At 51.1% G+C, this 14,280-nt stretch carries 12 protein-coding genes; 5 read left to right on the top strand and 7 right to left on the bottom strand.

Annotation, left to right across the window (positions count from 1 at the left end):
* Window positions 1-5 precede the first annotated feature (5 nt).
* The 6 genes from nth to leuC all read right to left on the bottom strand — a co-directional run bounded on the left by nth (window position 6) and on the right by leuC (window position 7,737).
* The gene (nth, locus tag WFK81_RS12255) at window positions 6-707 is read right to left on the bottom strand and encodes an endonuclease III (protein WP_336786706.1); all 702 of its coding nucleotides are present in this window, start codon (window positions 705-707) and stop codon (window positions 6-8) included.
* A gap of 174 nt (window positions 708-881) precedes the next feature.
* On the bottom strand, window positions 882-3,365 hold the full coding sequence (locus WFK81_RS12260) for an S-layer homology domain-containing protein (protein WP_336786707.1): 2,484 nt from the start codon (window positions 3,363-3,365) through the stop codon (window positions 882-884).
* Between the two features lie 28 nt (window positions 3,366-3,393).
* A complete protein-coding gene (locus WFK81_RS12265) occupies window positions 3,394-3,990 on the bottom strand; it encodes a GerMN domain-containing protein (protein WP_336786708.1) in 597 nt (198 codons plus the stop codon).
* A gap of 118 nt (window positions 3,991-4,108) precedes the next feature.
* Window positions 4,109-5,530 (bottom strand): N-acetylmuramoyl-L-alanine amidase family protein, encoded by a 1,422-nt coding sequence (locus WFK81_RS12270; RefSeq protein ID WP_336786709.1) that lies wholly within the window; start codon window positions 5,528-5,530, stop codon window positions 4,109-4,111.
* 161 nt (window positions 5,531-5,691) lie between these two features.
* Window positions 5,692-6,291 carry a 3-isopropylmalate dehydratase small subunit gene (gene leuD, locus WFK81_RS12275; protein WP_336786710.1) on the bottom strand — a complete coding sequence of 200 codons (600 nt, stop codon included), beginning with the start codon at window positions 6,289-6,291 and terminating at the stop codon, window positions 5,692-5,694.
* 30 nt (window positions 6,292-6,321) lie between these two features.
* A complete protein-coding gene (gene leuC, locus WFK81_RS12280; RefSeq protein ID WP_336786711.1) occupies window positions 6,322-7,737 on the bottom strand; it encodes a 3-isopropylmalate dehydratase large subunit in 1,416 nt (471 codons plus the stop codon).
* Window positions 7,738-7,904: 167 nt separating this feature from the next.
* On the opposite strand from leuC, the gene WFK81_RS12285 reads away from it, so the two are divergent.
* Window positions 7,905-8,798 carry a LysR family transcriptional regulator gene (locus tag WFK81_RS12285; protein WP_336786712.1) on the top strand — a complete coding sequence of 298 codons (894 nt, stop codon included), beginning with the start codon at window positions 7,905-7,907 and terminating at the stop codon, window positions 8,796-8,798.
* Between the two features lie 4 nt (window positions 8,799-8,802).
* On the opposite strand, the gene WFK81_RS12290 is transcribed toward WFK81_RS12285, so the two are convergent.
* Entirely contained in the window at window positions 8,803-9,597 is a 795-nt protein-coding gene (locus tag WFK81_RS12290; RefSeq protein ID WP_336786713.1) for a carbon-nitrogen family hydrolase, read from the bottom strand.
* A gap of 117 nt (window positions 9,598-9,714) precedes the next feature.
* Between WFK81_RS12290 and WFK81_RS12295 the strand changes: the two genes are divergently transcribed.
* From WFK81_RS12295 to WFK81_RS12310, 4 genes are all read left to right on the top strand, one after another.
* Entirely contained in the window at window positions 9,715-10,164 is a 450-nt protein-coding gene (locus WFK81_RS12295) for a hypothetical protein (RefSeq protein ID WP_336786714.1), read from the top strand.
* A gap of 120 nt (window positions 10,165-10,284) precedes the next feature.
* On the top strand, window positions 10,285-11,475 hold the full coding sequence (locus tag WFK81_RS12300; RefSeq protein WP_336786715.1) for a pyridoxal phosphate-dependent aminotransferase: 1,191 nt from the start codon (window positions 10,285-10,287) through the stop codon (window positions 11,473-11,475).
* Between the two features lie 366 nt (window positions 11,476-11,841).
* Entirely contained in the window at window positions 11,842-12,948 is a 1,107-nt protein-coding gene (gene proB / locus WFK81_RS12305) for a glutamate 5-kinase (protein ID WP_336787314.1), read from the top strand.
* Between the two features lie 74 nt (window positions 12,949-13,022).
* Window positions 13,023-14,273, top strand: coding sequence for a glutamate-5-semialdehyde dehydrogenase (locus tag WFK81_RS12310; protein WP_336786716.1), 1,251 nt, complete (start codon window positions 13,023-13,025; stop codon window positions 14,271-14,273).
* Window positions 14,274-14,280: the final 7 nt, after the last annotated feature.

Genomic DNA, 14,280 nt, shown 5'->3' on the forward strand with positions numbered 1-14,280 from the left:
AGTCATCATCCTTCATTGGCTTTTTTCGGTTTAGTTGCCTTAATTTTAGTTTTCGTTTGTCCACCCGGCTTCATGCGCTGTTTGCCTTCCTTGCACATATCCAGCAGCGGGCATATCGGACATTGCGGGTTTTGTGCTTTGCAATGATAGCGGCCGAAAAAAATGAGCCGGTGATGGGTGAGCGTCCATTCCTCGCGGGGCACAAGCTTCATCAGCTTCTTTTCAACTTCCAGCACGGTATCATCCAGCTTAGCCACGCCAAGCCGTTTCGATACCCGCTCCACATGCGTATCTACGGCGATTGCGGGAACGCCAAACGCGTTTGAGACAACAACATTGGCTGTCTTCCGCCCAACGCCGGGCAGCTCCGTCAGCTGCTCATGCCTCTCGGGAACTTCCCCTTCGTATTTATCGATTAGGATGCGGCATAGCTTTTGAATATTAGATGCCTTACTGCGGAATAGTCCGATACGGCGAATATCCTGCTCCAGCTCTTCCAGCGGCACAGCCAAATAATCCTCCGGCCGTTTGTATTTCTGAAACAGATTTACGGTTACTTTGTTCACCGTCTCATCCGTACATTGCGCCGACAGCAGGACGGCAATGGTCAGTTCGAACGGATTACTGTGATGCAATTCACAATGTGCATCCGGGAACATCTCCGCCAACGTATCCAATATATGTCGCATCTTCTGCTTCGCATTCATCGTCTCTCTCCTAATCCCAAACACTATCGTTCAAAGTGTAGCGAAATTTGTCACGAGAAGCAACCTTATTCGGCCGTAAATAAAGAAAAAACCGCCCATTTGGACGGTATTTTCACAAAATATAAGAATTTAGACCGATATCTTCTTTGAATCCGGCTAATATTTTACAGAAGCCTACGATTTTACGATTTTGAGAGCCGTATTATTGAAGGCATAAATCGTAATCGTATCCCCGTCTTTTAATGCGCTCACTTGGATGGACGCATTGTTATACAGGATTTTGGTATTCGAAGTAAGATAGGCAAAGTTGCCGTTATCCTCCGAAGTGTTTTTGTAAGTCCACAGGGTTGCGTTTGGAGCATCATACTTCCAGTAAGTACGCTTCTCGCCGATTGCTACAGTAACAATCGTCTGTTCGTTCTCGTCCTTGTAGACTTGGATGATATCTCCTGCAGCTACCGCGGAAGACGAATAAGTCGTCTGTGTGCCTTTGATCACTTTAATCCCTTTCGAGAATGAAACCGTTGACGATGTACCGTTAGGTTCGGTGACGGTCAGGCTGCTCGCCGCTACGGATGAAACCGTGCCGTATTTCATCGTAATCGTCTTCACCGACTGGATGTTGCTGCCGATGTAAGGGACATTAATGATGGTACCGCTTGTCAGAGCGCCAACCGTCAGAGCATTTCCGTTCTCGTCCGTGATCGGAACGTTAACGAGCGAAATGTCTCTTTGCGTATTATCCGCCGCTTTCACCGTAACAAGCTTTGTAGACGCGTTTGCGGACACAACCTGGTATTGCAAGGTTTTATGAACCTGAATCGTAGCTGCTTTCTCCTGGTTGGCATCCAGCAGCACGGTTACCGTATCCCCTGCCTGCAGGCTTCCGATTGTCGGTACCGAAACGCCGGGAATTTGGAGAAGCGGCGATACATAAGGAATGGATACCTTCTCGCCGGAATCGAGTTTAACGGACAATAATTTATCCGTTGTATTAACCGACACCAAGCTGCCGGTCTGCTTGTAAATAAAGCTGAGCGAAATAATGTTTTTGCCGGAATACGTAATTTTTACTTTGCGGTTCGCAACCAGATAAGATCTGGCCTGGCTTACCGTGATGGACGATCCGCTGTAATCAATCTTGGTGGAATCCGTCAGGAACAAGGCATTTGCGTTTGAAGTCGCAGGATCGTATACCGTAAGCAGCTTGTTGTCGCCGCTGTAATTGACAACCGTGGCGGACTCAATCGTCGAGACGTTCCGGTTTACCACTTCAATGCGCGTCACTTGCTGATTATCATTCAGTGTAAGCTTGATATTATCAACGTCTTTGAGCAAGTCGCTAACCGTAGGCGAATCGATGCCGTTGATCACGACAGCCACGTTATCGGCCAGGAACTTGGATTGCAGAGTGCCGTCTACCAGATAATTGATCAGGCCGCTGCCTGCGGAATAAAATTGTCCGTTTACGGTGTTAGCGCCTGTCTGAACTTCTGCCGTTATGGATACGACCTGAGGAGCCGTACGGAAAGTATCCTGTACGATGGTCAGATTGGTATCCCGCTTCAAGTCGGAAATTTGTAGCGTTTTGCCGGTACTGTCTTTTACGGTAACCGCGCTGCTATAAGTGAACTTCACAGGCTCATCGTTCACCCAAGCATAGAAGTAACGGTCCGTTGTATTAATGCGGTCCAGCTTGGCGATTGTCGTTTTGACATGCTGCTCCGTGCCTTGCGTTTCCACATACAGCGCTTTGCCGGAATTGCCAATCAACGTAACGTCCGTGTACGGCTTAATATCCCCCGCCGCAATGGCGTTATCGCTATCTGCCGCATAGAACAAAGTATTGGAGTCCAGCGTGTAGGTCGTTTCTTTTCCTTCGCTGTACAGCGTGATCGATGCAGCCGTTTGAGCGGTAACGATGCCGCTTACTTGTCCGGCATAAGGCACCTTGTATTGCTTCTCTGCCCGGCTGAACAAGGTCGCAAGGCTCGCCCGGTTAACCGGAGCTTTCGGGTCGAACTTCGTTGCGGACACGCCTTTTACCAGATCAAGCGATACGGCCGCATTGACGTAACCCAAATATTTGGCCGTAATCTGATTGCCGTCGGCAAACGTTGAAGCGGTCTTGCTTAAATCATCCGCCAAAGCCTTCTTATCTATGGCTCTCACCATCAGCTTGGTTACCCATTCGCGAGTCGCTGGAGTCGTTCCCCATGCCGCCTTAGGGTTAGCAGCCGCGTTGGCGTACTCATCGTTCTGGTCCAGCAAGCCATGCTTGAAAGCTACGATAATATATGGCTTTGCATAAGTGCTCACCTTGAAGGAATCCGGGTATGCAACAATATCATCCGGTTTCACTTCTCCCTCCAGCCCGGCGAATCGAAGCGCCATGACAACGGCTTCTTCTTGGGTTACGCTTTTCAGAGGACGAAATTCCGTCGTGTTGCTGGATGTTTTATAACCGTTGATTATTCCTTGAAGAGCCAGCTTCGAAACATGCTTCTGCGCCCAAGCAGGAATAGTGTCGACAAACATGCTGTTCGACACAGCCGCAAAGGCAGATGGAGCCGGAACGGCAATGGAGGTGCCACCGGCAAGCAAGGAGAACGCTAAAGCGCCGGCAATAAGTTTGGAACGGGATGAATGCATTGGCATGGTTGGATAATCCTCCTCAATTCATTTTCTAGGGATGACGAACCGTTGGATGATCGAGATCAAAGTGACCCATCAGGCTCTCCAGCGCTTTGCCATCTACCAGAAGATCGTAAGACTGCACAAAATCGAACTGGAACAACGTCTTGCCCAGGGTATCAAGCAGCATTCCCTCTCCGGGTGCCCCAAGACGGGCGGTATCGGGCAGCTCAATATCGATCGTTACCGCATGATCCTTAAGCGTCACGGATTTGATTGGAATAGGCTTCCACAAATTTACCGTGCCTTCGGGACCGTCTTGCTGCAAGGCAGCCAATGCCTGCTTGATCAGGTCTTCATTCGAGCTCGATTTCATTGGAACATCCTTTGAAACCATCTTGTCTAGCTCTGTATCCGAATAATAGATTTTAACCGAGGTTTCTTGTTCTGCCTGTACGGTCGGTTCTACTGATGGATCGGGAGTCGCCGCAGGCTCCGTTGTTGCAGACGCTTCTACCGTAGGGCTTGGCGAAGGTGCATTGCCGCTTACCTCATTCCCGGACTGCCCGAGTGGTTTATTTGTATTTCCGCATGCCGCTGCAGTAAGAATGATGACAAATAACATTAGGATGAATGCCGGTTTGCGCACGATCGAATTCCTCGCTTTCTCTAGGTGAAACAGCTTTCGCCGTAATAAGACGGCAAGCGTGTTTCATTCCGGTGAATTCTAAGCCCTTTTTTAAGACAAAAGAATAACTTCTTAGAATTTAGGAAAGTTTCAGGTACTCCTTAATTCCCGCTACGATTTCTGCGGCCATTTTGTTTTGCGCTGCATCGTTATACAAGATATCGGAGTCGCCTTTATTGGATAAAAATCCGGTCTCGAGCAAAATGGCAGGCATCGTTGTTTCTCTCGTCACATGCAAGTTTCCGTATTTAACTCCGCGGTCCTTAAGACCGGTACCTTTAACAAGATGCTTGTGAATCACATTGGCAAGAGCCTTGCTGTTGTCACGTGTGTAGTAGGTTTCCGTACCCGACACACTAGAATTAGGGTTACTGTTTGCATGAAAGGAAATAAAAATATCCGCTTTGTTGTTCTTGGCGAACGTTACCCGGTCTGCAAGCGTTACGAATTTATCCTCTGGTCTGCTGAGCAGCGGCTTAATATTTTTTTCTTTGTCCAGCAAAGCTTTTACCTTAAGCGACAAAATAAGATTGGCTTCCTTCTCCCAGCGTCCGTTGATGCTTTGCGCGCCTGGATCGGTTCCGCCATGTCCGGCATCAATAACTACGTTATAGACTTTCGTGCCCGGATCGGTTGTAACCGGCGGAGGAGTCGGATCAACCGGGGTTGTTGTCGCCGGATCCGTGAGACCAATGGTTATTACCCCGGCCCCGTTATCCTGGACCACAGCATCAGCGTCTTTGTCCGTATTCAAATCGAGCACTAGTCTAGCAGTAGCCGGATTCGTAGAAAATACAGAATAACGGAACATGGAGATATACGGATTATCCGCGACGGGAATCCGTGTTTCCGCTCCCATGAATTGCGACGACATATTGTCCGAATAAGTGGTATTCGGGAAATCAATGACGATGCGCTTTGGACTGTCGAGCTTGAACGGTTTATTTGCCGTTACTTTACCATCGTAACCGATGATAATGCCGAAGCTGCTGTCGTATTGAACGGAAGTGATCGAACCCGTTTGGCCGGGATCCGGCGTAGTCGAAGGCTCTTCAGGATCCGCTGCTTTGTACAAATAGACGGACTGCGACGCTTGATCCCATTTCACCGTTAATCCTAGCTGTTCGCTTACGAAACGGATAGGAATCAGGGTTGTTCTGCCCTTCTGCAGCTTGGCAGACATGTCCATTTGCACCTTGTTGTTGTTGACGAGTGCGATGTTGTTGTCAATGGTAAGTACAATTTCGTTCTGATCGTTATGTATGGTGACTGTCTTTGTGGCTGCCGCCCAATTCACCTTATAGCCCATGTTCTCGGACACGACCCTGATCGGAACAAGCGTAAAATTGTTCACGATCTGCGGATCATCTAAAGGCTTAAGCAATTGGTCGTTCAGATAAAGCTTCGGGACAACTGGCGTTGTTGCAGCTTGTCCCACTCCGGTGAACAAAGTAAACAGAACCGCCATAAACAACAAAATAGGTACAAACTTCTTCTTCATTTTCCACCTCGATGACTGAAATTGCCTGCATCGAATGTGAGATCATTCGACTTTGCTAGACGAATTAATAGACGCATTTTGTCAGAAAAAGTTGCGTGCAGAGGAAAAAAGAGGACAACTCTTCTTTATCCGAAGAGCTGCCCTCTTTTCAATGCTATCTATTAACCCAGATAGGCAGGACGCTTTTGCTCGTAAGCTGTAATTTTGTCTTCATGCTGCAATGTCAGGCCGATATCGTCCAGACCGAGAAGCAGGAACTGGCGGCGGTGTTCGTCAAGATCGAAGGAAAGATCAAGACCGTATTCGTCAGTCAGCTTTTTGTTCTCGAGATCAACCGACAGCTTGTAGCCGTCATGCTTGGCCGTGCGTTGGAACAGGTCTTCGACTTGCTCTTCGCTGAGCTTGATCGGCAGAATGCCGTTCTTGAAGCAGTTGTTGTAGAAAATGTCCGCATACGAAGGTGCGATAACGACTTTGAAGCCGTAGTCCAGAATCGCCCAAGGAGCATGCTCGCGGGAGGAGCCGCAGCCAAAGTTCGCGCGGGAGATCAGAATCGAAGCGCCTTGATAGCGCGGTTTGTTTGGTTCGAAATCAGCGTTTACCTCGCCGTTTTCGTGGAAGCGCCATTCGAAGAACAGGAATTGGCCAAAGCCGCTGCGCTCGATGCGTTTCAGGAATTGTTTAGGAATGATAGCGTCCGTGTCGACATTCACGCGGTCGACCGGGGCAACGATGCCCGTAAGTTGTTTAAAAGCTTCCATGTCGGTAATACCCCTCTCTCACACGTTCAATTAGTTCAACACTTCGGATTTGATATTCCAGTCGCGTACGTCAGTGAAGCGACCTTTGATTGCAGCTGCCGCAGCCATTGCCGGCGATACGAGATGCGTACGTCCGCCGCGGCCTTGACGGCCTTCGAAGTTACGGTTGGAAGTCGATGCGCAGCGTTGGCCCGGCTGCAATACGTCAGGGTTCATCGCAAGGCACATCGAGCAGCCTGCTTCGCGCCATTCAAAACCGGCTTCGGTAAATACTTTGTCGAGGCCTTCTTTTTCGGCTTGCAGCTTAACGCGTCCGGAACCCGGAACGACGATAGCCGTTACCTTGTCGCTTACTTTGTAGCCGCGTGCGATTTCAGCCGCAGCGCGAAGGTCTTCGATACGGCCGTTTGTGCAGGAACCGATAAAGACATAGTCGATTTCGATTTCGGACATTGGCGTACCCGGTTTCAGGTCCATATACTCAAGCGCTTTTTCCGCTGCTTTGCGCTCATTTTCGGTTGGCAGATCTTTCGGGAACGGTACGGAAGAAGTGATGTCTGTACCCATGCCCGGGCTAGTGCCCCAAGTTACTTGAGGAATGAGGGAGTCAACGTCGAATTCAACCACTGTATCGTAAGTTGCGCCTTCGTCTGTAGTGAGCTGCTTCCAGTCTTCGACGGCTTCGTCGTAGTTGGCAGGAGCATACTCGCGGCCTCTCAGATAATCGAACGTTGTTTGGTCCGGCGCGATCAGACCGGCGCGCGCGCCGCCTTCGATCGACATGTTGCAGACCGTCATACGCTCTTCCATTGTCAGGGAGCGGATAGCTTCGCCTGTGTACTCGATAACATAGCCGGTAGCGAAGTCTGTGCCGTATTTCGCGATAACGCCGAGGATCAAGTCCTTCGCGGTTACGCCAGGTTTGCGGGAACCGTTGAAGCGAACTTCCATTGTTTTAGGCTTTGCTTGCTGCAAGCATTGCGTAGCCATAACGTGCTCAACCTCGGAAGTACCGATACCGAACGCAAGAGCGCCAAACGCGCCGTGCGTCGAAGTGTGGCTGTCGCCGCAGACGATCGTTTTGCCCGGGTAAGTCAGGCCGATCTCAGGACCCATAACGTGCACGACGCCTTGGTCGAGGTTGTTCAGGTCGAACAATTTTACGCCGAAGTCCGCGCAGTTTTGCGTCAGCGTATCGATCTGTTGTTTGGAGATCGGGTCTTTAATATTGAAGCGGTCCTTAGTAGGAACGTTGTGGTCCATTGTCGCGAAAGTCAGGTCAGGACGGCGAACTTTGCGGTTCGACAAGCGGAGTCCTTCGAATGCTTGCGGCGAAGTTACCTCGTGCACCAGATGAAGGTCGATGTAAATGATGCTTGGTTTGCCTTCTTCTTGATAAATGACGTGCTTATCCCAGATTTTCTCAAACAGTGTTCTTTTCGTCATTATGTTCACCCCATCGTTCAAGCGAATAATCGCTTTGCTCTATTAGATGTTACTAGCATAGCATCTCCTGCTTGATTCAACAAAGATATAATATCTATAATGATTATAGGCAATAACTATAAAAGATCGATAACTTTTCTCATTTAGACTATAAGGGGAATGCTCAAATGGAACTTAGACAACTTCAATACGTCATTCAAATCGCAATAGAGAAAAATTTCTCTCGCGCTGCCGAGAAGCTGCATATCGCGCAGCCTTCGCTCAGCCAGCAGCTGTCCAAGCTGGAGCAGGAGCTGGGCGTGCTGCTATTCCGCCGCACGACGAATTCGGTTGAGCTGACGCAGGCGGGCCAGGTATTCGTGGAGAAATCACAGACGATTCTGGACGCCATCGAACAATTAAAGCAAGAGATGGACGATATGGCCCAAATGAAGCGAGGCCGTCTCGTCGTAGGAACGCTGCCTATTACGGGATCGCACATTCTGCCTATTGTTCTACCGGTATTCGGCGAGCTGTATCCGCAGATCGAGGTTATATTAGTGGAAGACACAACCGTCAAGCTGGAGCAGCTTACGGCTAACGGGGGAACGGATATCAGCCTTCTCACCCTCCCTCTCGTCGATCAGACGCTTGAGTGGGAGCCGCTTATGGAGGAAGAGATTTGTCTGGCCGTTCCGCCCACCCACCGTCTTGCCGGACGCACCGACGAGATTTCAATCGGCGAGCTGCGGGACGAGCCTTTTGTCGGCCTGAAGAAAGGCCAGGGCTTCCGCCAGATTCTCGTCAACCTGTGTCAGCAAGCCGGCTTTACGCCGAATATCGTGTTCGAAAGCAGCAACATTGAAACGGTACAGTCTCTCATTGCAGGCGGGATGGGCATCACCTTTGTTCCCAAAATGCTGACGCGTGCCGCGGGCGGCGAGTTTGTACCCGTATACCTTGCTCTTGAAGGCCGTCCGTCGCGTACTCTGATCATCGCCAGCCGCAAAGGACGGTATTTGTCCAAAGCGGCCGTGGCGTTTATTGAAACGATGAATAAAACGATAAGCCAGTACAAATAGTTCCTTAATATAAAGAAGGTCTGCGATCCTCGAATACCGGAATTTTCCCGCGTACGGCATCGACGAGAGACAAATCGATCTCGGCGTAAAGAATGGTCTCCTCTTCCCCGGCTTCGGCGATTGTCTCGCCCCAAGGATCAAGAACCATCGAATGGCCGAAGAAATGCGTCTCTCCGCTAATGCCTACGCGGTTACAGGCAATCACAAACATTTGGTTTTCGATTGCGCGGGCCGTCAGTAGGGTACGCCAGTGATGCAGCCTTGGATGCGGCCATTCAGCCGGGACAAAGAGCAGCTTCGCTCCATCCAGCGCAAGCTTTCTGGCCAGCTCCGGGAACCGGATGTCATAGCAGATCATCATGCCCGCTCCCGCGCCATCAATCTTCAGCTTGCCAAGCTTATCCCCCGCTGTCAGGTATTTCTCTTCGTCCATCAGGCGGAACAAATGAATTTTGGAGTAATCCCCGATCTGGTTTCCTTCACGGTCAAAAGCGAAAATCGTATTGTACACGCCGTCTTCGCGGCCTTCCGCGATCGAACCGGCAATGATATGAATGCCGTGCTTGCGGCTGAAATCCGATAAGTAAGCTTTTGTGCGTTCGCCATTCGGGTCCGCAATCGTCGTAATTTCGGTTAAAGCATAGCCCGTATTCCACATCTCCGGAAACACAATGACATCCGGTTTGTTAGGCTGGGAAACCGCCTCCTCGAGCATGCCGGACAGCTTGGCGAAATTCGCCTCCGGCTGTCCTACCTCTATATTCATTTGCAAAAGCGCAATACGCAATGGCTGTGTCATAGGTCTTATTCCCTTCATCGATTACTTTTCCCTAATGATACCTTCTCATGGTTCTGTGTCAAGATGGACAGATTAATGGAGAAGAGTTATTCATTCCCGGACAAGGAGAGAAACAAAATGCGCCAGAAACGATTAGCAGCCCTGCTGCTCGCCTTATGCTTCATGCTTACGTTCGCGTCGGCCTCCGCTTTTGCGGCAGCACCGGACGATCAGCCTTTTAAGCCTGTTCAGGTATTTGACGTAAAAGCCGGAAAAGTCGTGCTTACAACGCCAAACGATAAAGAATACCAGGAGTTTGCGAACAAATGGATTTCATCCATTACCGGTATGGCCCCGCAGCTTACGAATGACGACAGCTGCAATTACGTTTACCGCGTGCCGCTTGAGAAGCCTGTGACGATTTCCGTGAACGGCACGAAGCTGCTGGCTGACGATGTGTTCTTATTTTATTGCGACGGCAAGCCTCCGCTTCTTCTCGTATTCGACGAACAACGCAGACCTTACCTTCTGCTCTTCAAAGAGGACATCAAACCGTTTATTAAGAAGATCGGGATTCCCGCACGTTGACAACAATCTAAAGCCCGCTCCATGCCGACTAATTTACTCGACATAAGTGGTTTTGACATGCTACATTAAAGCTAATGTCGTTCAGGCGATTAGAGAGCATTTATGGTGGAGCGTGAGCAAATGGAAACTCAAGTGAGCAAGCATGCAATAAAACCGGCAGACCGCATGACGGCGCTGCCAACGCAGTTTTTCGCCAAGCTTGTCGGCAAGGCGAATGCCCAAGCGGCCAAAGGCCGGGATGTCATCAATCTGGGGCAAGGCAATCCGGACCAGCCTACCCCTCCCCATATCGTAGCTAAGATGCAGGAGGCATCGGCGAATCCGATGTACCACCGTTATCCGCCTTTCAGCGGCTATTCGTTCCTGAAGGAAGCGGTAGCCGCGCGCTATAAAGAAGATTATGGCGTTGAGGTTGACCCTGCAACCGAAGTTGCCATCTTGTTCGGAGGAAAAACAGGCCTCGTTGAAATCAGCCAGTGCCTGCTTAATCCCGGCGACGTATGTCTTGTTCCGGATCCGGGTTATCCGGACTACTGGTCGGGCGTTGCGCTTTCCGGCGCGGAGATGAGCTTTATGCCGCTGACGGCGGATAACCGCTTCCTTCCTGATTATAACGCTATTGATCCGGAAGCTTTGAAACGCGCCAAGCTGATGTTCATCAATTACCCGAACAATCCGACAGGCGCCGTTGCGGATTCCGCTTTTTATGAGGAAACGGTTGTCTTTGCCCGCCGTACGGGAGTCGTGGTTGCAAGCGACTTTGCATACGGCGCCATTGGCTTTGACGGCAAAAAGCCGGTCAGCTTCCTTCAAACGCCCGGTGCCAAAGAAGTTGGCGTAGAATTCTATACGCTCTCCAAAACGTATAACATGGCCGGCTGGCGGGTTGGCTTTGCCATCGGCAATGCCCAAATCGTATCCCTGATCAATCTGATCCAGGACCATTACTACTGCAGCCTGTTTGGCGGCATTCAGGAAGCGGCAGCGCTTGCCCTGACGGGTCCGCAGGATTGCGTAACCGAGCTTACCGCCCGTTACGAGAGCCGCCGCGAAGCGGTATTCGGCGCACTTGCGAAAATCGGCTGGAAAGCGGATCGTCCCGGCGGTTCGTTCTTCTGCTGGCTCCCGGTGCCCAAGGGGTATACGTCGGAATCCTTCGCAGATCTTGTCCTTGAGCAAGCCGACGTCGTTGTTGCGCCGGGCAACGGTTTTGGCACGCATGGCGAAGGCTATGTCCGCCTAGGTCTCTTGACTAGCGAGGAACGGCTGGTAGAAGCCATCGAGCGGATTGGCAAGCTTGGCATCTTTTAACCTGACGGCAGACCGGCTAATCCCGGTCTGCCGACTGTTTTTATGGCGGTTGCCTTGCTTTACAGTAAGGAATGATCATGATATGCTAACATTAACTGAACACGTAACGTGATGACGGGACTAGTAAGCTAGAGTGGCCGTGCCCAGAGAGCAAATTCATCGCTGCAAGATTTGCCTCGGTTCCTTGCTGAATCCAACCCCCGAGCGGCCGGCGAGAGCCGGACAGCGCCTCCTGTTATGAGGCTTGAGATGGACCTGAATGTGTATTTGCCATTTGGTCAACAAAGGTGGTACCGCGGAAGCTATAGACTTTCGTCCTTTATGGACGGAGGTCTTTTTATTTTTGTCAGGAAATGGGATGAGAAGATGTCGGAGAGAATTGTTGTCAAAATCGGTAGCAGCTCCTTAACTTCGGAAGAAGGCGGCCTAAACCGTGAACGTATCACCTATTTTGCTTCTGAACTCGCGGCTTTGCACAAGCAAGGCTGCCCTCTTATTCTGGTAACCTCCGGCGCGGTGGCTGCGGGCTTCCGCCAGATCGGTTACGCGGCACGGCCAAAAGCGGTCCATGAGAAGCAGGCCGCTGCCGCGGTTGGCCAGGCGCTGCTCATGCAGGCATATCAGGAAGCTTTCGGAGAGTTTGGCATCGGAGTTGCACAAATCCTGCTGACTCGGGCAGACTTCTCCAACCGCAAACGGATCCAGAATGCGCTCAAGACGATTGAGGAATTGCTTCGCCTTCGCATCATACCTATTATTAATGAAAACGATACGGTAGCTACCGACGAGCTTGAGCTCAAGTTCGGAGATAACGATAAGCTGTCCGCGCTGGTTGCGGCGATGACCAAAGCAAGCAGTCTGATCATGATTACCGATATGGACGGCCTATATACGGAGGATCCGCGAAAAAATCCGGAAGCCGTCAAGATCGAGCGGGTTGATCAAATTTCGGAAGAGATTATGCAGCTGGCAGGCGGAGCAGGCTCTGCGGTCGGAACCGGCGGTATGCGTTCCAAAATCGAAGCAGCGCGTATCTCCATGCGCGGCGGCGTCAGAGCTTTTATCGGAAAAGTTCAACAGCCTGGCGATCTGCAATTAGCGGTAGACGGCACGGGCAAAGGCACTTATTTCGATACCCGGTTACATAGCCTGCCAATGAAGAAGCAATGGCTGGGCTTCCACTCCAACCCCCACGGCCGCATTGTTGTCGACGACGGCGCCGAGCATGCCTTGCTTGTACGCGGAAAAAGCCTGCTGCCGGCCGGCATCCGCGAAATCCAAGGCGATTTTCATTCGGGGGATGTTGTAGAGGTAACAAATCTGACGGGCGATACGATCGGCCGCGGTGTCGTGAACTATGAAGCTTGGCAGATTCAAGCCGTAGCCGGTCTCAGCACGGAAGAAGTCAAGCGCCGGGTGGATGTTAACAGAATCGAGGTCATTCACCGCGACGAGTGGGTTTCCCTGCGATAGAGTATGTAGCAATTCATTAAGTTTATGCTTTCGAAGCATGAATTGCTTCGCAATTCATTTTAGGAGGAATCGAGATGGTTAGTGAAGTTAGACAAAAAGCAACGCTTGCTCAGGCCGCCGCCAGCATCATGAACAAAATGACGACCGAGCAGAAAAATACCGCTCTTGCCGCAATGGCGAATGCCCTGATCGAGAATCAGGCATCTATTATCGAAGCCAATAAAAAAGATCTGGAACGCGGCAGCGAGAATGGCACAAGCCCTTCCCTGCTGGACCGCCTCGCTTTGAACGAAGCCCGCGTTGCGGACATTGCGGAAGGTCTTCGTCAAGTTGTGGAGCTTCCGGACCCTGTAGGCGAGCTTCTTGAGCAATTCGACCGTCCTAACGGTCTCCGCGTGGAGAAAACTCGCGTGCCGCTTGGCGTTATCGGCATGATTTACGAAGCGCGTCCCAACGTTACCGTTGACGCCGTTGGCCTTTGCCTCAAAACCGGCAACTGCGTTGTGCTGCGCGGCGGCTCCGCTGCCCTGGACTCTAACCGCCGGATCGTGGAGGTGCTGCGGAAAGCTCTGGCTTCGACCGCTTTGCCTAAGGATGCGATTCAGCTTATTGAAGATTCCGACCGTGCGTCCGTCAACGAAATGCTTAAGTTAAACGGACTGCTGGATGTGGTTATCCCGCGCGGCGGCGCGGCACTGATCCGCAATGTAGTCGAAAACGCAACCGTGCCTGTTATCGAGACAGGCGCCGGCATCTGCCATACCTTCGTGGACGAAAGCGCGGATTACGGCATGGCGGAACAGATCGCCTTCAATGCGAAGGTGCAGCGCCCTTCCGTCTGCAATTCGATGGAAACCCTGATTCTGCACGAAGCATTTGCTGACAAACATCTTGAGCAAATCACCGGCCGCTTCCTTGCAGCCAATGTCGAGCTGCGCGGCGATAAACAAACGGCGGAACGCATTGCGCAGGCCAAACTTGCGACCGAACAGGATTTTGCAACGGAATATAACGATTACGTTTTAAATATTCGTATTGTAGCAAACTTAGATGAGGCACTTGAGCATATCCGCCAGTACAGCACAAAGCATTCGGAATGCATCGTAACGGAAAATGCCGGACATGCCGAGCGTTTCCTTAACGAGGTTGACGCGGCAGCGGTTTACCATAACGCTTCCACGCGCTTCACGGACGGCTTCGAATTCGGCTTCGGAGCGGAAATCGGCATCAGCACGCAAAAGCTTCACGCGCGCGGACCTATGGGTCTGCCGGCTCTTACGTCAACAAAATTCCGGGTTTACGGCAACGGCCAAATCCGCGGTTAAGATAGAG

The sequence above is a fragment of the Paenibacillus sp. MMO-177 genome (assembly GCF_037147795.1).
In the GTDB taxonomy this organism is placed as follows: Bacteria; Bacillota; Bacilli; order Paenibacillales; family Paenibacillaceae; genus Pristimantibacillus.

Excerpts from the sequence above, each read along its gene's own strand:
- WFK81_RS12270 (WP_336786709.1), bottom strand. The coding sequence starts at position 5,530 with ATGAAGAAGAAGTTTGTACCTATTTTGTTGTTTATGGCGGTTCTGTTT.
- WFK81_RS12295 (WP_336786714.1), top strand. The coding sequence starts at position 9,715 with ATGCGCCAGAAACGATTAGCAGCCCTGCTGCTCGCCTTATGCTTCATG.
- WFK81_RS12285 (WP_336786712.1), top strand. The coding sequence starts at position 7,905 with ATGGAACTTAGACAACTTCAATACGTCATTCAAATCGCAATAGAGAAA.
- WFK81_RS12300 (WP_336786715.1), top strand. The coding sequence starts at position 10,285 with ATGGAAACTCAAGTGAGCAAGCATGCAATAAAACCGGCAGACCGCATG.
- WFK81_RS12310 (WP_336786716.1), top strand. The coding sequence starts at position 13,023 with ATGGTTAGTGAAGTTAGACAAAAAGCAACGCTTGCTCAGGCCGCCGCC.
- WFK81_RS12290 (WP_336786713.1), bottom strand. The coding sequence starts at position 9,597 with ATGACACAGCCATTGCGTATTGCGCTTTTGCAAATGAATATAGAGGTA.
- leuD (WP_336786710.1), bottom strand. The coding sequence starts at position 6,291 with ATGGAAGCTTTTAAACAACTTACGGGCATCGTTGCCCCGGTCGACCGC.
- proB (WP_336787314.1), top strand. The coding sequence starts at position 11,842 with ATGTCGGAGAGAATTGTTGTCAAAATCGGTAGCAGCTCCTTAACTTCG.
- leuC (WP_336786711.1), bottom strand. The coding sequence starts at position 7,737 with ATGACGAAAAGAACACTGTTTGAGAAAATCTGGGATAAGCACGTCATT.
- WFK81_RS12260 (WP_336786707.1), bottom strand. The coding sequence starts at position 3,365 with ATGCCAATGCATTCATCCCGTTCCAAACTTATTGCCGGCGCTTTAGCG.
- nth (WP_336786706.1), bottom strand. The coding sequence starts at position 707 with ATGAATGCGAAGCAGAAGATGCGACATATATTGGATACGTTGGCGGAG.